Origin of the sequence: Dactylosporangium cerinum (genome assembly GCF_042653625.1) — a bacterium.
In the GTDB taxonomy this organism is placed as follows: domain Bacteria; phylum Actinomycetota; class Actinomycetes; order Mycobacteriales; family Micromonosporaceae; genus Dactylosporangium; species Dactylosporangium cerinum.
Genome location: NZ_JBHSIU010000130.1, coordinates 121,800 through 141,704, shown reverse-complemented (window position 1 = coordinate 141,704; position 19,905 = coordinate 121,800). Strand labels below are relative to the sequence as shown.

The 19,905-nt window shown below is 75.6% G+C and carries 1 protein-coding gene; it reads right to left on the bottom strand.

The features are described from left to right. Positions 1–24: 24 nt before the first annotated feature. On the bottom strand, positions 25–19,899 hold the full coding sequence (locus tag ACFPIJ_RS58770) for a glycosyltransferase (RefSeq protein ID WP_380128277.1): 19,875 nt from the start codon (positions 19,897–19,899) through the stop codon (positions 25–27). Positions 19,900–19,905: the final 6 nt, after the last annotated feature.

The following is a 19,905-nucleotide window of genomic DNA, read 5'->3' as shown; positions in this document are numbered from 1 at the left end:
CCCGCCCATCTCCGCCCACGTCCATCATGCCGCCGGCCCCGGCCCGCGCTCGTCGCCACGCCGCCCGCCATCCGTGCCGCGGCCCGGATCCACGGAGCGACCGGGTCCGCCGACCCCACCGGCTGCACCGGCCCCCGGCTCACCGGCAGCGGTCCCGGCACCCGTCCCCGGCCCGGTCATGACGCCCGGCTGCGGACCGGCCGGCGCCGCCCCGGCCACGCCTCCCGCTGCCGGCCCGGTCACCACACCGGGACCAGTGCCGGGTGTGTACGGCCGGACCGCGCCGCCCGGGCCCTGCACCGTGTCGCGGGTCGCGCCCGGTGTCGCCTCCACGATCGCCTGTGCCAGCCCGGTGGCCGCGTCCTGCCAGGTGTACTCGGCCAGGGTGGTCTGCAGCCGGCCCGCCTCGACGCGCCGCTGGACGTAGTCGCGGCGCAGCTCGGCGACCGCGTCGGCCCACACCGCGGCCCGCGCCGGCTGGTTGCCCGCGAGCCCGGTGTCCGGCACGACCGCCGCCGTGCCGGCGGTACCCGGGATCCGGCCGGAGTCGGCCAGGAACTGCCCGAACCCGCTCTCGGCGGTGACGAGCACCGGCAGGCCGTGCGCTGCCGCTTCGGCGCCGGACAGCCCGTACCCCTCCACCTTCGACGGCATGACGGCCGCGTGTGCCCACTGCAGGTCCTGCAGCAGCTCACCGCGGTCGGTGGTGTAGGGCAGCAGCTCCACGACGCCCGGGCGGCCGACGGCGGCGTCCGCCTCGGCCTGCAGGGCCGCCAGCTCGTCGGGCTGGACACCGCGGACCCGCACCTGCACGGCGATCCCCCGGCGGTCGAGCTCGGCGACGGTGGCGATCATGTCGGTGTAGCCCTTGACCGGATCCGATGCCCGGCCGGTGAAGAGCAGGTGCATCCGCTCGCCCGGCGGCGGCCCGCTCACGTCGCCGAGCAGCTCGATACCGGGGATGAGCTCGTGGAAGTTCGGCGGCCGGATCGCGCCCTCGGCGAGGTGGCGGGCCTCGGCGGTCAGCAGCGGGCCGACACCGACGACGAGGTCGCTGTTGCGCACGACGACAGCCTCGCGGCGGGCGTACTCGGCGCCGAGTACGGCCCGGCCCTGGATCTGCGCGTACCGCTCGATCGGCATGTGCAGCACGTCGACGAGCGCGGCCGACGGGTACCACCGGTTGCGGATCTGCATGGCGGCGGTGCTCGAGAAGCGGGAGTGCCCGACGACCACGTCGTAGGCGTCGCTGTTCGCCGGTGGCAGGCCCTCGACGGCGTCGGGCTGTTCGCGGCGGCTCAGCTCGTACAGCTGCTCACGCGAGGTCATGCCCTCGTTCGGCGGGATGGAGCGGATCACCGCGGCACCGTGCGGTTCGGTCTCGCCGACGGTGAGCAGGGTGACCTCGGCGCCGGGGTGCGCGGCAAGCGCCCTGGTGATCTCGCCGCTGGCGACCGGCAGGCCGCCGAGCCCGGCGCTGCGGCCGCTGGCGTGTGCGACGACGAGGACCCGCAGCCGGCCCGCGGCGGCCACCTCGCCGGCGGGCACCGGGTCGGCACCGGCCCACACCTGCCGCGCCGGGTCCCACACGCCGGTCGCCGCGCGGGTGCGGTTGAGCAGCGGGTCGAGGAACGCCTTCGCGACCGGCAGGGCCTCGGCGACGGTCCGCAGCGGCAGGCCCGGCGTGCCGGACGCGAACTCCGCATAGCCGGCGTGCCAGTCCGGGTTCGGGATGTAGAACTTGGCCGGCACCCGCAGCGGCTCGCCCTGCTCGATCCGCCACGTGAACTCCTCGAGCAGCATCCGCTGCACGGCGGCGGCGTCCCACGGGCGGTTCACGACCAGCAACATCGTGTCGACGAGGTCCTGCACCCGATACGGCAGGTCCCCCGTCTGGCACGACCACGTCCCCTCCGTGCGGGGCAGGCAGTCGCCGCACTTGGTCTGCGCGGTCTTGACGCCCTGGGTGAACATGCCGGACACCTTGTGGGCGAGGGTGTCGGTGAGCGAGATGAGCCGCAGCTGCGGGCTCTCCCCCGGCACGCCGGTGCGCATGATGTGCTCGGGGAAGTCGACGAGCTCCGGCTGTGCCCACATCGGCCGGCTGCGTGGCGGGGCCAGGTCGACGCTGACCTCGGCGACGAACCGGCCGTTGAAGTAGGCGTCGTGCTTGAGCCGGGCACCCATGCCGTGCTGCAGCGGCGCCTCGTAGGTCTGCGTGAAGGTCAGGTGGTCGCCGAGGCTGCGCTGCAGGGCCTCGGTGTACTGGCGCACCATTTCGGCACGGGACGCGCCGGTGTGACCGACGAGGTCGATGTCGCTGGTGACCCGGGCATCCGGCCAACGGGCCAGCAGCGTCTGCCCGCCCTTGATCATCCAGTGCTCCGGGTGGGTGGTGAACACCCGGGCCATCACCCGTTGCAGGACGAACTGGCGCAGCTCCTGTTCAGCCGTCGTGCCGCGCCGTTCGGCGACCTCGGCGACCCGGTCGCTGAGCTCGTGCCAGAACAGGTCGGCCGGGGTGATGCGGTCCGGGCCGAACACGGCACTGATCAGCTCCGGGCCGTTGGGCTCGGGGTGCAGGTATCGCGCGGCAAGCCCGGCGTCGAGGTCGGAGCCGTCGGTCAGCCAGCGGGCCCGCGGCGCCAGCTCGGCGTTGTCGGCGGAGGTGAGCCGCTCCAGGCCGAGCAGGAAGTCGCGCTGCCGCTCGTGGGCGGGCCGCTCGCGGTCGATGGTGACCTTGGCGAGTGCGGCCTCCTGGTCGGCGGCGGTGGCGTTGTCGGCGAGGCCCTCGAAGGCCGCCCGGCGCTGGGCCTCGCGGCTCGGCTGCATCGCGTGCTCGGTCTCGTGCACGACGCTCGCCGCCGCCTCCACGAACGGCGTGCCCGGCCGCAGGAACACCGCACCGGCCCGTTCGCTGTAGCCGGCGTAGCGGTGCACGCCCGGCGCGACCTGCTCCAGCATCGCGGCCGCGACCCGCCTGCCCCGTTCGCCGAGCACCGCGGCGGCGTGCTCGCCGTCCATCGGCACCGCCCGGGACAGCTCCTCGGCGTAGCGGGCGGCGAAGCGCGGGCCGAGGACCTTCTCCGCGAGCACGACCGCGACCGCCTGGTCGAGCACGTGGAACCGGTGCGTGGCCGGGTCGACGCCGAACACCCGCCGGGCAAGCCCGGCCGGGTCGAGCGGGTCGGCGAGCTCGTCGCCGAAGGCGCGGATCCGGTCGCTGAGGTCCCGCAGGGCCTCCTTGAGCGGCGTGAGGTCGCCGCTGTGCCGGGCGGCGGCGGCCAGGTCCTCGACGTTGTCGGCGGCGGCGCGGATGACCTGCAGGTCACCCAGGCGCGGGTCGCTGCGCGGCAGGCCGGCCGCGACGGCGTCGACCGAGGTGCGCACGTCGCCGGGGATCTGCGCGGCGGTCGGCCGCGACGGATCGGCGGGGCGCGGCGCCCAGCCGCCGAGCTCCGAGTCGATCCCGCGCAGCTCGGCGGCGGGGTCGGTGAGCGCGGCCCGGATCGCGTCGCTGAACGTGCGGTGCCCGTCCGGGTGGCGGGCCCACTGCTGGAACTCCTCCCGCAGGTTCAGGCCGTGCCGGTGGGCCTGCTCGACGAGCGCCGGGTCGACGCTCGCCCGGGCGGTCGCGAAGCCGGTGTCGGGGAAGTCGGTCTGCAGCGTGCCGTCGGGGGCGGCCCGGTAGCGGCGGACGGTTCCGTCGGCCTCGGTGACGTCCAGCAGCACGTCCGCGCGGCGGACCTGGGCCAGCTGCAGCGCCGCGGTGATCGGGTCGGCGGCGTCGGGGTGCCGCGACGCGGTCGTGGAGAGCTTGATGAGGGCCGTCTCGGTGCTGCCGCGCGGGTCGAACCGCCACTGCGGGCTCGTCCCGGCGCCGGCTTCCTGCCCGGCGCGGATGGCGTCCAGCTCGTGCTGGAAGAGGGTGAGCACCGCCTGGCCGGAGGCGGCGTCCGGCATCTGCGCGGACACCTCGATCGTCTCCCGCCCGCCGGGCCCGACGGTCTTGGCGACGAACGTCAGGTGGTAGTCGACGCGGGTGGTGACGGTGCGGGCGGAGCTCTCCTGGAAGTCGCTGGTCTCCATGCGGGCACCGGACGGCGCGGACGTCTGCTCGGTGGCCGCGGCGCCGCCGGTGAAGCGTTCGCTCAGCCCGCCGAGGCTCTTCTGGTCCTCGGCGAGGGTCCGGCCGGTCAGGGCGAGCCGGGCCCGTTCGTCGCCGATGCCGACGGTGCGCTGCGACCGGTTGACCCGGCGGATCTCGGCGACCTCGATCTCGGCGGTGACGCGCAGCTGCGACTGCTCGGCCCGGACCCACACCTGGACCATCCGGTTCTCCCGGGCCGGGTCGCTGAGCGTGATCGACGGGTGCCCGCCGGGGCCGGCGACGCGTTCCAGGGCCGGGGTGTGCGCCAGCGCGGACAGCTGCCTGCGCAGGTCGGCGTCGCGGACGGCGAGCCCGGCGCGGCCCAGCATGTCCTTGCCGGCGAGCCGGTCGCTGATCACCTCGTGGAGCCTGCCGATGTCGGCGGTCTCGACGACGGAGCGGTCCGGCATCGGCAGCTGCCGCGGGTCGGCCGGGCCGTCGACGACCGCCGACGAGCGGGGCACGAGCTGGTCCTTGGTGGCCAGCTGGACCAGCGAGCCGCTGACGACGCCGAAGGAGCTGTCCGACGCGCCGTGCCGGGTGACCAGGTCGGCCATCCGCCGCGGCAGCTGCTTCAGCGGGTGCGGCACCGACCGGGACACCTCGATGTGGATCTCGATCGGCCGGCGCATCCGCACGACCCCGTCGGTAATCATGAGGCCCTGCACGACGGTGCGCTGCCCGCCGACGGTGCCGGACCTGGTGTAGCCGCGGTTGGTGCCGCCGCTGGCCTCCGGGGTGTCCAGGGCGGTGCCGTGCCCACTGCCGCCGGTGCCGTACCCGTAGCCGCTCACCCGGGTCTGCTCATGCTGGGCGTACGCGTAGTCCTGCAGGATCGGCAGCACGTCCGGCCTGGTGCCGATGGGCGTGCCGCCGCCGAGCGTGGCGGTGATCCGGACGGTGACGTGCTCGACCCACAACCGGCCGGACGGCACCGGGAACGAGGCCGTGAACCCCTCCGGGGACAGCATGTTGTCGAGCTGCCCCGTCCAGCGCTTGCCGGCGAGGCTGCCGGACAGCCCCTGCCACAGCCCCGGCAGCCGTTCCGCCGCGCCCGGCACGACCTGCTCGACCCGGGCAAGGACTTCCTGGAACAGCTCGACCGGCCGGCCGTCGCGGGCCGACAGGCGGATCGCGGGCTCCAGGACGCTGTGGCCGAGGGCCCGACCGAGGTGGTCGGCGAGGCGCAGCGCACCCTCCGCCGGCGGCACCGCCGGCAGTCCCTGCTCCTGGCGGATGATCGCGCTGATGCGGGCCGCCGGGTCCGTGACCGTCCTCGGCACCGACGCGTCCGGGAACTGCTCGCCGAGCTTCCAGGCGATGCCGGTCGCCAGGTCCGGCGGCGTGCCGTACCGGTCGAGGAGCCCGGTGACGACCTTGCGGTCCAGCGTCAGGTGCCCGGTGCTGTAGCGGTGCAGCGCGTCGGCGATCATGTCGGCCGGGACGGGGTGCTCGCCGGCCACGTGGAGCTCCAGCGCGACGCGTTCCGGGATGGCGTAGACGACGTCGCGGGCCGGGAGGCTCTCGTGCGCGGTCCGGGTGCCGCCGAGGGCCTTCGGGTGGTGCTCGACGCCGGTGATCTCCAGGTCGACGGGCATGCGGTAGACGTACTGCTTCTCGGTGCCGCTGGTGTGGATCCGCAGCCGCTCACGACCGTAGATGCGGGTCGAGGTGTGCGACTCGGCGTTGAACCAGCTGCGCGAGCCGCGCAGGCCGCCGGCGGCGTCGCCGACGGGTTCGCCGGCGACGTCGGTGTCGGCACCGAGGTCGAGCCCGCCGCGCAGCGAGCCGCCCGCGTCGCCGCCGACCTGCCGGCCGAACGTGACCGCGTCGGCGACCATCGTGAAGTTGATGTCGCCGATGACGAGGTCGGTCTCGCCGACGAACTGCGACGCGCCGGCCCGGCCCTGGATGGTCAGGCCGGTCCGCAGCGGGGTCACGCCGCGCGGGTCGACGGCGAGGTCGGTGCGGTGGCCGGTGAGCAGCCACTCCGGGTTGGCCACCAGGCTGCGCACGTTGGCGAACGACGTCAGGTGGGCGTGTGCGGCCGACTCCGGCCGGGCGCCGTCGGGCAGCACCCGGGTGACGGCGTCCCACACCCCGGCGGCGTCGAGGTGCAGCACGGTCGCCCAGCTCAGCGCCGCCGGCGAGGTCGGGGGTCCGGTCCGCGGCGCGGGCGGCAGGACCGGCGCACCGGCGCGGGGCAGCAGGTCGGCGGGGAACAGCACCCGCGCCGAGCCGTCCCGCGACGCGACGAAGCTCCCCCCGCCGTGAGCGTCGACCCGCACGACCTCGAGGACGTGCGGCACGGTGAAGATCGCGGTCCGGCCGCCCTCGACGAGGGTCACCTGGTTGACGGTGTCGCCGGTGCGCCAGCCGGCGCTGCCGGTCACGGTGCGGGCCCCGCCGAGCCCTGCCCCGCCGGGGACGACCACACCGTCGCCGGGGGTGAGGTCGGCGACGCCCTCGCCGCGGACCGCCAGCGTCGAGGTCCGCCCGCCGGTGCGCGCGAACGTCGACGAGCCGATGTCGAGGTTGACGACGGTCTCCGCGGTGGTGTGCCCGACCAGCTCGGCGCGGTCCCAGTCCTGTTTGATCCGCAGCCGCAGCGTGATGTGGTCGGGTGCGAGACCTGGCCGCTGCCGGACCAGGTTGATCAGGATGCCGTCCTGCGCCGCCTGGTCGTAGGCGGCTTCGAGGCGGGCGGCGGAGATCTCGGTCAGCGCCCGCAGGTTCGCCTGTTCGGCGGCCCGGCGCAGCGGGTCCCCGGACAGCCGCGGGTTGCCGTCGGCGTCGGGTCTCGGCAGCAGGTTGTCCTGTGCAAGCTTCTCGGCGACATCGAGGCGCAGCGCGTCGGCCCCGGTCAGGCGCTGCACGAGGGCGGGCCCGGCACCGTCCATGCCGTGCCGGCCGATCCAGTCCGGGAGACGCCCCGCCCTGTTCGGCGGCGCGCCGGTCTCCGGGTCGTCGCGCAGGACGACGCTGCCGTCGGGCCGGTGCTCGACAGCGGCCTTGTCGACGGGCAGGCCGTAGCGGTACGCCTCCGGCTCCGGCATCCGGAACAGCCCGGTGCTCTCCACCGAGCGGGTCAGCATGTCGGGCCGCGACGGTTCCCACCCGGACGGCTCGACCGTGACGTCGTGCACGACGCTCAGCCGGTAGCCCTGGGTGTGCCCGGAGTAGCGCTGCACGCTCGGGTGGATGGCGGTGCCGCCGGCGCTGATCCCGTCGCGCGCGCTCGACCCGGTCGATACGGTGCCCTGCAGCCCGGTGGTGCCGAACGGCAGCTCACCGGCGTCGGTGCGCGGCCCGGCCGTGAGGTCCGCCTGCCGGGAGCCGCCGATGGTCACCGACCCCGAGGCGCCGGAGAACGCGATGCGCAGCCGCTCCTGGTGGTACTTGTCGCTCGCGGTGCCGATGAGCTCGGCCGAGCCGGGCACGACCCGGGTGTGCACGGTGACGGTCGCGACGACCCGCCCGCCGTCGGTGATCGGCCGCTGCACCCCGGCCGGGTCGTTGATCGCGTCGGCGAGCAGTCCCGGCAGCTCCTCGACGACGAAGGTGCGGACCTGCTGGCGGATCGGCCCGCCGACGTGGCGGTACTGCTCCGGCAGCATGCCGACGACGGTGTCGTTGAGCCGTTCCAGGCCGGTGAGCCCGGTGACGACGTGCTCCGGGAACTGCTCCGCCCGCGGCCGCCCGGCCGGCAGCGTGTCCGTCGCCGTCTGTGGCAGCGCCGGCTCGGTGTAGGGGTGCGGCACCCACAGCTGCAGCCCAGTGGCCGGCCCAGTGGCCGGCCCGGTGGCGCGGTCACCGACGGGGACCGGGTCGGTCCAGACCGCGCCGGGGCGGCCGGGCCGGACCTGGACGGTCCAGTGGCCGTCGACGTCGAACAGCGCCGACTCGCCACGGTTGTCCGCGACGGCGCCGGTGAGGCTGAAGTCGTTGCCGGACCCCTGCACGGAGAACTGCCGGCGCAACTCGCCGCCGACGTTCAGGGTGGCGTGCCGGGCGATCTCCTTGACCACGCCGAGCGCGCCGGGGGCACCGTCGGCGATGGCCGCGTCGAGGGCCGCGGCGACCGGGAACGCCACCGCAGGGCCGGCGTTGCGGTTCAGGGCCGCGCCGAGGGTCCGGCCGGCGGTCGCCTGCGGCATGTGCCCGGTGATCACCTCCGACGAGCGGGTCGGCGGGCGGGGCACCTCGACCGCGTCGCCCGGGTGGAACCGGACGCGGACCTCGGCGGCGCCCATGCCGACCGGGAACACGGCCCCGTCCTCGCCGCCGGCCTGCCGCCACACCGACTGCAGGATCCGGTCGGCCTCGTCGGGTCGCAGGGCGACGTCGACGTCGGCGGCGTCGAGCAGCGCGTTGACGGTGTCGGTCACCGCGTCCAGGTGCGGCATCCGGCCGCCGGGCACGCCCGCCGTCAGGACCTCGTGCAGCGGCTGGGTCGCCGCCACCGCCTGCCGGTAGGTCTCGAACGCGGCCGTGGCGGCGTCGACGTATCCGCGCAGCCGCGCCGGATCGGGCTCGGCGAGCTCCAGCCGGACGAGCTCGAACGCGTCGCGGGCGGCGGTCGCGGCGTCGCGGGCCGCCCAGAACCGTTCGGCCGCAGCGTAGTGCCGGGCGGCCACGTCGGCCGCCTGCCGGGCCTCGACGCCGGCCCGTTCGGCGCGGGCGTCGGAGCTGCGGTCGGTCCGGTCCTGCTCCGCGTCGCGGTCGGCCGCCTTCGCCGTGGCGGTCTCCTCGGCCTTCAGCGCGGCCTCGATCCGGGCGGTGACCCGCTCGTCGAGGGCCTTCGCGGCCCGGTCCAGTGTGCCGGTGAGTTCCGTGACGGTTTCTGCGGTGGGTGCACCCGCAGCGACCCGCACCTGCTCGGCGACCTGCCCTGTGCGCAGCGGCGCGTACGCGTCGGCTCCGTCACCGGTCCGGCCGGCGGCACGGGCCGCCTGCACCGCGTCGCGGGCGTGACCGGCCAGCTCCTGCGCGGCGGGTGGCAGCACCTCGCGGCGCCACGCGTCGGCGGGGTTGTCCGCGACGACCCGCTCCGCGACGGCACGGGCCTGCTCGGCGACGGTGTCCGGCAGGCGGCTCAGGGCGGTCAGGGTACCTTCGGCGCGGGTGCGCCCGCCCCGGCCGTAGACGTCGGTCTCCGCGCCCAGGATCGCCGCGGCCTCGGCCCGCAGCAGCGCGGCGTCGGCGCCGTCGGTGAGCCTGGAGCGCAGCCAGTCGCGCAGTGCCGCGACGTCCTCGGCCGGCAGCTGCCGGACCTGACCGTCGTGACCTGTCAGGTGCAGCGACCCGGCGGCCGGGCCCGGCGCGACGCCGGCGGCGAGCGCGGCCGGGTCGGGGCCGACGAGCAGCGGCCACGTCTCGGCGAGGATCGCCTCGGCGAGCAGGCCGTGCAGCGGCCCGGCGACGCCGTCGGGCAGCGGCTCGCCGCGCAGCGCGTCGAGCTGCGTGGCGTCCAATGTGGACAGCCGGTCGAGCAGGGCGGTGCGCCACACCTCCCGCAGCTCGGCCGGGGCCGCGTCGTGGCCGCGGGTGAGGACCCGGGCGGCGGCGAGGTCGGCGTCACCGGCCCAGAGCACGCCGAGCCGGTCGCCGAGGGCGGTGACGACGTGCGCGGCAAGGTCCGCCGCGGCACGCACGCGCAGCGGCTCACCGGCCGGCCCGGCGGCCCGGTCGGTGAGTGCCGCGAAGGGCTCGTGCACCGGCAGCGTCACCGTCTCGCCACCGGCGGTGCGGACCTCGATCACGGCGTCGCCGCCGGGGTGCGGACGGGCGTGGTCGACAAGACCCGCCGCCGTCAGCTCCGGCAGCGCCCCGTTGACGGCGGCCTGCACCTCCGCGTGCCGCCGCTGCGCCGCCTCGGCGCGCCACGGCGCACCCGGGTCGGCCACCTCGCGGGCCGCCGCGGCCAGGTCCGCGGGGAGCCGGTCGACGACACGGGCGGCGGACCCGGGGCCGAGACGGTCCAGCAACTGCCCGATCCGCGCGTCGGCAGCGGCGTCGGCGGCGCGGCCGTGCAGCTCCGTGGTGAGCTCGGAGAGGACGGCCCGTTCCGGGCCGGTCAGCGGGGTCCGGCCGAGGAGCCGGTCCTTCAGCGTCGGCCCCGGTTCGGGCGGCGGCGGCGCTCCGCGTTCCACAGTGGACGGTGGGGGTTGCAGGGCGGCGATGTGCTCCCAGCCGGGTTCGCGCAGGTTCAGGTACAGCTGCTGCTGCGCCGGGGACAGCCGCTCGGCGGGCACCTCGGCGTCGATCATCCGCCACAGCGCCGGGGCGTTCGGCCCGTCGAGCCCGAGGTGCCGCAGGTGCGCCCGCAGGTCGGCGATCAGCGCCGCCCGCTCCGCCGGGCTCTGCTCCGCGACGATCCGCCCGACGCGCTCCTGCACGTCGCCGACGCCGCCGCGGTCGTGGTCGGAGAGCCGGTCGCCGGCGGGTGCACCCTGGCGGTCGGTCAGCACGTCGGGTCGCGGGTCCGCGCCGGCCGGTCCCCACCACCCGCGGCGGTTCAGCCGGGCGTCGACCTCCCACGTCTCGTGGGTGAAGGTGCCGAGCAGGTCGGGGCTGTCGGCGTGCCGGTCCGACAGCACGACGGTCGCGTCCGGCTCCCGCGCCGGGGCGCCCTCGGCCACCTCCGTGCGGGCCCGCAGGTCGCCGACGTCACCGGCGGTGACCCGCATCCGCAGCGGCTCGCCCGTCCAGCGGTGCACCTCGACGTCGGCGGCGACGACGGTGCCGTCCGGGCCGGTGTGCACCTGGACCGGGCGGACCTCCCGGACGACGGAGTCGCTCAGTCGGTGCAGCCCGGTCGGCTGGACGCGTTCCCAGAACGACCCGGCGACCCGGGCGGGGTCCGGCCCGGGAAGGCGGTCGGCCTCCGAGCGCGTGCCGTGCACGACGGTCGCGGTCACCGGCCGCTGCGGCGGGCGGTCGCCGGGGGTGTCGGCCCAGTCGATCCGGTCGTGGCCGAGCAGCGGTGTGGCCAGCGCCGCCGGGTCGTGCTGCCCGACGACCCGGGCGCGGACGGTGAACACGTCGACGCCGGTCTGCTCGATGCCGAGGAGCCGCAGCCGGGTCCCGGCGGCCAGCAGCACGCCGGCGTCGGCCGGCCCGTCGGTCAGCTCACCGATCCCGGTCAGCCGGGTCTGTGCCGGCGCCTCGATCACCAGCCGGATCCGCTCGAACTGCTGCGGTGTGTGCGCCGACGCGGGCAGGAACCCCTTGTGCGTGACGGTCGCACCGACCATCCCGGCGAGCCCGGTGACGTCGGGCAGGCCGAGGGCGGCCGGCGACACGGCCGCGTGCAGCAGCAGGTCCGCGCCGGCCGGGCGCATCGCCGCCCGGATCCGCAGCGCGTCGGCCCGCTCGTCGCGGGTGCCGATGCGGCCGTCGTGACCGATGTAGGTGTCGACGTTGCGCCCGGCCGTGGTGGGGTACCGCTCCAGCGCCGCCCGGATCGGCTCGGGCAGGCCGGCGGCGGGTCGCTGTGCCTGCTCCGGCGGGCCGAACCTGGCGCTGTCGGCCGGCTCGCGCCACGGCACCTGCGTCGTCACGTCCAGCGCGGTGCGGGCCTCGTGGTAGGCACGCCCCTGCGGTGTCTCCAGCCATGCGTCGACCTGCGAGCCGGCGTGCCCGCGGCCGGGTGCGCCCGCCGTGGCGTCGAGGCCGTCGACGACGCGGGCGGCCTCGGGCACGGTCAGCCCGGACACCCCCGACGGGGACGACCTGCCGATCCGGGTGCTCTCCTCGCGGAGCATGTCGTAGAGCTGCTCCGGCGACCGGGCAGCAGCCAGCAGCGACGGGCCCTCCGCCTGCAGCCGAGCGGCGACCAGCGGGTCGACGACGGCCGGGTAGCGCGCGAGGACCTCGGCCCGCATCGCCTTCAGCGGGGTGCCGTCGGCGCCGGCGGCGGCTGCGGCACGGTCGATCTGGCCCTCGCCGACGGCCCGCACAGCGGTGACGGCAGCCGTGGCCCGCTCCGGCGGCATCCGGCCGTCGAGCAGCTCACCGACCAGCTGCCGCAGCTCCGGCAGGAGCGGCTCGACCCGGGCCGGCGCCGCCGATCCGCCGGTGTCCCGGGTGGGCAGCGGCGGCCCGGCCGTCTCGGCCATCCCGAGCTCGATCCGGGCGCGCAGCAGGTCCGCGCCGAGCCAGGCGAGCTGGTCGTCGCCGGTGAACACCTGCCGGTCGGAGTCGAACGACAGCGCGTCCTCACCGGCCGGGCGTTTCGTCGACAGCAGGTTGTGCACGTTGGACACGTCGACGTCGAACGTGACGCCGCGGGTCGTCGTCACCCGCAGCACCGCACCGGGAACCCCGAGTGCGTCCTGCCGGGCGGCGGGGCTCGTGGTGACGCGGTCGACCCGCGCGACGCCGGGGATCTCACCGGGCCTGGCGATCTCGCCGACGGCCGCCGTGAACGCCTGCTCGCCGCGCAGCCGGCTGTAGCGGCTGCTGTCGCTGGCACCGGACTCGACGTCGAACATGCTGACGTCGGCACCGCCCTCGCGGGCCTTCTCCGCCAGCATCCAGGCGTGGTCGACGGTCGGGACGTAGTGCCCGCTGCGGCCGCTCACCGACACCTGGCGGCCGTTGACGGCGACGAACTCACCGGCCGACAGGGTGTCGCCACCGGCGAGGAACGACGCGTGCTTCGCGTTGAGCCGGCCCATCTGCGACTCGTGCAGCGCGTAGGTCCGCAGCGTGCCGGGCTCCACGACGAAGTGGTACAGCCCGTCCAGCGGGACCCCTTCGGCGTCGTACCACAGCCCGTCACGCAGGTGGATCTCCATCGACGCGCGGGTCTGTGCGTCGAAGTACGACACGCGGTCGCGGGCGTCCTGGAGGCGGATCTCCTCCGCCAGCCGCATCGCCGGCAGCGAGTCGTGCGTGCGCGGACCGGTGACCTCGACCCGCGGCACCGGCACCGGGTTGCCGGCCGCGTCGGTGAACAGCGCGGTGTCGACAGGCTCGCGGACGTGTTCGAGCCGCCGGGCCAGTTGCAGCTCGATGCCGTCGGGCGCGCGCAGCTCGATCCGCGGCGGCCGGCCGTCGGTCCAGTAGGCGGGGTCGGCGGCGGCCTGCAGCAGCCCCCGGACGTGGCCGGTGAGCGCGTCGACGGCGTGCGAGTCGAACCGGCCGGCGCGCGCCACGACCTCCGGCGGCGGGGTGCTGACCCAGGTCCGGCCGCCGTCGGCCGCCTCGATGAGCGCCCCGGTCAGCTCCGGGGAGCGCGGAAGGTCGGGCAGGCCTGCCAGCTCCGGGCCGGGCCGCGTGCCGGGCACGAACGCGGGCGGCTCCAGATGCTGGGTGCCGTAGGTGCGCCGGACCCCTTCGATGGTCTCGTGGATGCCGGGCAGGGCGTCCTCGGCGAGGTTGTACTGCACATATGCGCCGGACTGCCCCGGCCGCTTGAACATCTGCCGGTCCAGCTCGAGGATCTCGCGGCCGATGACGCCGCGCTGCCCCGGCGGGGCCTGTTCGAGCGCCTCGGACAGCACCTTCAGCTGGGCGAGCAGCTGCCTGTCGTCACCGTTGAGCTTGAACGCCCGGCCTTCCGGCCGCAGCGCGCCGGCCTGCTCGCTGTCCTGGCCCAGGAGCCGGTTGACGAACCCGCTGACCTTGCTGCGGGTGCCGGCGACGTCGACGGCGTGCGCCTCGAGGGCGCGTGCGGTGAACCTGTCGAGCCGGGCCGGGTCGTGCAGCACCGACTCCGGCACGACGACCTCGACGGCCGGTTTCCCCGCCACGGTCGCGGCCGTGCGCACCGGCGTCGAAGGCTCGGCCGCCGGCAGCTCACCGGCGCGCGGCACGGGTTCGGCGGCGGTCCGGAAGACGATCGGCCGGCCCTTCTCCGGCTGGACCACGACGTGGTCGGCACCGGCCGACACGCTCCACCGGGCGTCCGCGGGCAGGCCCCGCTGCACCGAGTCGGCGATCGCCGGGATCTGCTCCGGGCCGCGGGCGCCGCCGGCGAGCCGGTCGACCGGCGCGGCACGGTCGAGCCCGTCCGCCACGGACGTGTCGAGCCACTCGGTGAGCGCCGTGCGCAGCTGCTCCGGGTGCAGCCGGCCGGCGAGCGACTGGGCGACCCCTGACAGGTCGGCGACGACCGGTGCCCGGCCGGGGACCGTGACCCGCACCTGACCGTCCGGCAGGGCCTCGACCCGCGAGCCGGGGACCGCCGCGTCGACGCGGGCGGCATAGAGGTCCACCACGTCCTCGACGGCCTGCCGGGCCGCACCGTCGAGCCGCACCGGCTCCACCCGCGGCTGCGCCACCTTGAACGACAGGTCGATCCCGGCCCGGCCCAGCACGTCGGTGACCTGGTGCAGGTACCCGGGGGCGATCCGCTCGCCGGAGAGGAACTGCACCACACCGTCGACGACGGCGATCTTGCCGTAGCCGGCGAGCGGCATCCCCAGGCTGCCGGGGGAACGGTCCGGCCCTACCACCAGGAACGTGCCGTCGGTGCCCATGCCCCACAACGCGACGCCGTCCGGGGCGAGCGCGCGGGTGTCGAGGCGGCGCCCGTCACCGTCGAACAGCGCCGACCGGCCCGGCACCACAGGGTCCGGCCCTGCCGCCACCCTGGCGCGGGCCTGTTCGGCGGCGCTGAGTGGTGTCTCCCGATATCCCGATGCAACGTCCGGCCAGGCGTGCAACGGCCGGGACCCGCCGTCCGCCGGGCCGCGTTCGAGCTCCGCGCCGTCACCGAACGCGTCGCTGGCCAGCTGCTTGCCGTTGGGCAGGGCACGGACGTACTCGTTGATGATGTGCTGCCGGACCCGGCTGTCGGACTCCAGCAGCCACTGGTAGTCGCGCGGCACCGCGGCGTCGTGCCCGTCGCGGGCCAGCTGCGCCGCCGTCCGGCTGCCGGCCATCCCCTCCAGGAACTGGCGCTGCTGCTGGAACGCCGCGTATTCGCGCTGGAACAGCCGCTGGGCGATCGCGACGTCCTGCGCGTACGGGTCCGCGATCTCCTGGCGGAAGGCCGCCACCTCCCGGGACCAGCTGGGCTGCCGCGCATGCGTCGTCTCGTGCACCGCCGTCGACGCGACCTCCATCAGCGACCTGTCCGGCCGGATGAGCAGCCGCTCGAGCCGGCCGTCGTAGAGGCCCTTGACGTTGCCCTGGACGTGGTGCTCGATGTTGCGGTACTCCCGCGCGGACAGCAGCTCCCTCGCGTGCACCTCGTGCAGCGGCACTGCCCGGTCGAGCTGCCCGATGACGGCGTCGGCGACGTCGCGGGGCATGACCCGCTCGACGGCCGCGCCGATGATCGCCCGGTCCATCGGGTGGAACCGGTGGGTGACCGGGTCGATCGCCGTCTGCCGGTTGACCATCTCCACCGCGTCGAGCGGGTCGACGCCGTGCAGGTCGCGCCACGCCTCGTCGACCTCGGGACGGCGCTGGTGCTGGTCGTGCTCGACGATCGTGTGCCGGTCGCCGTACTCGCGGACCTGCCGGCTCAGCTCCCGCACCCCGTCACGGACCGGGGCCAGGTCGCCGGTCGCCCGCGCCTCCTGCAGCAGCGCGTCGAGCCGGTCCGCCTGTGCCCGGACCGCGTCCAGCGCCTCGAGCCGCTCGGTGAGCCGCGGCGACGGCTCGAACGTCCGCTCCAGCCGCGCCTTGGCCTGGTCGACGAGCTCCCGGACGTTGTCGGTGAGCTGCTCGCCGGTGCGGTACCGCGTGCCGTAGTGCTCGCTGACCCGCGGCGGCCGGTCGGCGCGCTCGAGCTCGACGGCGGCCTCCGCCTCCTCCCGCAGCCGCTGCATGGCGGCGTCGATCTCCGCCTTCGACTTCGGGGTGCCGCCGTCGGTCAGGTGGTCCTGGATCTGCCGGGCCAGCTCAGGCGGGGTCGACCTGTCGGCGAGCCGGGCACCCACCCACTCTGGGGTGATCTCCCGCGGCGGCGGCGACCCGGCCGGGGTGGTGTCCCGGACCCGCACCTGCTCGGCACCGACGACGGGCACCTGCTCGGCGGGCCGCACCGGCACCACCGGGTCGGCGGGCTTCGGCGGCGTCTCGACCGGGCTGTCCGGTGTCCTGACGGGGCCGTCCGGCGTCGCCTTCGACGGCGGTATCAGGTCGTGCACCGAGTCGTGCAGCGCCCGCCACGCCGCCGGCAGCTGGTGCAACCCCGACGCGGGCACAGCGACCACCGCCGGTCCGGTCTGCACCCAGCGTTCGCCAGTCCAGACCATCTCGGGCCGCACGATCGCCGGGTGCCCGCCCGCCAGGATCGAGTTGACCTGCGGGGTGAACCACACCGAGTGCCCGTCCGGGAAGTGGGCCACCAGCCCGTGCTTCTCGAGCGTGAGGCGCACCGGCGAGTCCGGCTGCACGTTGCCGAGGATGTCGTCGATGTAGCGGTTGAACGCGTCGCGCGTCACCTCCGGCGTCGAGAGCCCGTCGCGCGGCGGCGCCCCTTCGACCTCGACCGGGATGATCCGCGGCGGGACCCGCGTGCCCGGCGCCGGCGGGCGGCCCGTGATGGGGTCCGGCCCCTGATCGGGCAGGCCGTCCGGCAGACCGGGTGCACCCCGGCCCGGCGGCACGGAGGTGTCCGTGGCGTTGCGCAGCTGCTCCGGCAGTGCACCACCGGTGCGGGACTGCGGGCCGCGCACCGTCTCCACGGCCACCGCCGTGCCGTCCGGCGGGCCCTTCAGCCACGAGTCGACGACGTTGAGCGCCTGCCGCAGGCCGACCGCGACCTCCGCCGGGCGGGTCGCCGGATTGCCGGCCCCGACCCGTTCGTCGACGACGACACGCACCGGACCGGCGGGGCGGCCCGGTCCCCCGTCGTCGAACCGCAGCTCGGGGAACTCCACCCGGAACCGTGCGCCGCCGGGGTTGCGGCCGATCTCGATGCGCACCTCGGCGAGGCCACCGTCGCGGAACCACACACCGTGCAGCCCTTCGCCGAGCTCCGCCACCCGGACGGCCTGCCACGGCGTGGCGAGGTTCGGCCCGCGGGCAGCCGCACCGGCCGGAGCGGGCACCCGGTCGACGGCCCGGTCCATGGCGCCGCGCAGCCCGGTGGCGTCACCGGCCACGTCGGCGCCGAACGACCGGCCGAGCGAAAGGTTGCGCGGCTCGGCCCGGGTGACCTGCCCCGTAACGGCCGGTTCGGGGTAGCCGTCGCGCAGCCGCTGGAACTCCGCCGGGATCTCGGCGGGGCCACGACCGGCGGCGGGCGGTTCGGTGGTGACCGGGTCGGCCGCCGGATCCCGCGCGGGGTTGACGGCCGTGTTCTGTGCCGGGTCGGTCCTGGGTCCGGTGGTGCGGTCCGTGCCGGCGGGGCCACGGTCGACCGGTCCCGCGTCACCGGGGCGGTCGAGCAGCGGCGGCAGGTCACGGCCGTCGGCGGGGTGGCCGTTCCGGCCCGCCGCGGTGCCGTCCTCGGGCCTGGTGACTTCACCGGCCCTGCCGTTCTCCCCGGGCCTGCCGTTCTCCCCCGGCCTCGTTGTCTCGCCGGGTCTGGTGGTCTCGCCGGGCTTTGTGGTCTCGCCTGGCCGTGCGGACTCGCCGGGTTTGACCGTCTCGGCAGGACTGCCGTTTTCACCTGGCCTGATGGACTCGCCCGGCCTGATGGATTCGCCCGGCCTGATGCTCTCGCCGGGGCGGATCGTTTCGCCGGGTCTGATGGACTCCCCCGGTCTGATGGTCTCGCCGGGGCGGGCCGTGCCGCCGTCCACCAGGTTTTCCGGGCCGCGGACGAGTGTGCCGCCGTCGGCCGTCCGCAACGCCTCGGGGCCGCGCACCACCCCGGCGTGGTCGGCCGGGACCTCGGGGCCGCGCGGCGGGCCACCGTCGACGAGGGCGTCCGGGCCGCGCAGGACACCTCCGTCGACCTGCGGGCCGCGGATGGCCGGCCCGGCAGGCTGGTGCGGGCCGCCGGTAGGGCCACCACCGCCCGGGCCGCCCGGGGGTGGCGGTGACCCGGCGCCGAACGACGGCCCGGTCGCGATCTGCGGCTGGTCCGACACGACGATCGGGTCGAGGAACTGCCGGTGGACCTGGAGCTTGCCGTTGGGGTCGATCACGCCGTACTCGCGCAGCTGCCCACCCTCGGGGATGGTGCCGCCCTCGGTGCGGAAGAACGCGGCACCGCGGCCCGGCGCGTGCCACTGCTCGACGCCGTTGAGGTTGGCGATCCTCGCGGGGACGTGGCCGCCCTGCGGGGTGTCGAACCTGGTGATGAAGCCGGGCCCGCGCTCCGCCGGCACGATGTGCACCGACTGGCCGATCTTGATCGGCATGTGGGCAGGGTTTGCGGTGAAGTGGCTGGCGGCGCCGAAGACACCCCCGACGAACGCGCCGTGCAGGACGCCGTCCCTGATGCTCTCACCGGTCGCGGCGTTGAAGAGGCCGCCGGCCACACCACCGCCGATGGCGTGGCCGAGCGGGCTGCCCCACATGCCTGCGCCGAACAGGGCACCCTGCGCTGCATACACCTTGACCTGATCCAGGTCGAGCAGACCCGGGTCGAGGCCGCGCTTGTCGATGATGTGCAGCTGACCGATGAGGTTGCCGCCGCCCATGAACAGCCCGCCCATGGCGATGCGGGTGCCGAGATACTTCGCCACCTCCGTGCGGAACGACACCTTGACCGTCTGCGCCGCCGCCTGCTGCATGAGGACGCTGCGGGCCGCCTGCTGACCTGCCGCGTCGACGCCGAGGCGGCCGAGCGCCCCTTCCATGGCGCGGCCGCCGACCCGCGCGCCGAACTGCCGGGCCAGCTGCTGCTCCAGGGCCCTGGCGTAGGCGGCGCGGGTGGCCCGGCCGGCGGCCATCGTCGCGGCGCGGGAGCCGACCGACCGGCCGATCCCGCCGGCGACGCTGCGGCCGAGGGTGTTGCGGATGAGCCCGTTGGTGAGCGTCGAGCGCAGCCACTGGTTGGCCATGCGGTCCGCGACGTGCCGGGCGATGACGTTCCTGGGCAGCAGCCCGCGCATGATGCCGGCGCCGAGGTTGCGGGCGAAGTTGGGCAGTGTGGTGCGCACGAACGTCGACCCCGCGGTGCGCAGCGCCGGCAGGGTCGAGCGGGCGAGGACCGGCAGGGAGGCGCGGGTCAGCGCGGGCAGGGCGGTGCGGGTCAGCGCGGGGGTGGCCGTGCGCACCAGCGTCGGCGCGACCCGTGCCAGGAACGGGGTCAGGCTCCTCAGCGCCACCCGGAGCGTCATCTGGCCGATCGCCGTGATGGTCTTCGTGGTGGCGATGCCGATGAGCCTGCCGGTGGTGAGGAACGCCGGGACCACACCGCTGAGCGAGGCACCGCCGGAGAAGAACGCGGCGATGATGAGCTGCAGGAGCAGGGCGCCGAGCATGATGAGGTTCAGCGCGACCATGAACTCCTGCAGCTCGATCTGGAAGCCGAAGCCGTCCAGACTCTGCGACAGGGAGCTGAGCCCCTCCATGGTGGCGCCGACCGCCCGCAGGTAGTTCAGCCACTGTTCGGTCCACTGGACCGCGCCCTGGCTGGCCCAGTTCTCCATCAGCGCGTCGGCGACGTGGGAGACCTCTTCGTAGAGGTCGGCAAGCTCGTTGGCGGCGTCGGCGTAATGCCTCGCCAGCGTGTAGATGCTCTCCTTGTCGGCTTCGGGGACCCGGCCGATGATGAGGTCGCGGGCCATGTTGCCGGAACCCGGGATGTGCTCCTCGAGCTCGACGAACCATCCGATGATGGTGTCGATGACGTTGTCCACCGTCACCCCCGCCGGGTCGCCGGCAGGCACGCCGGG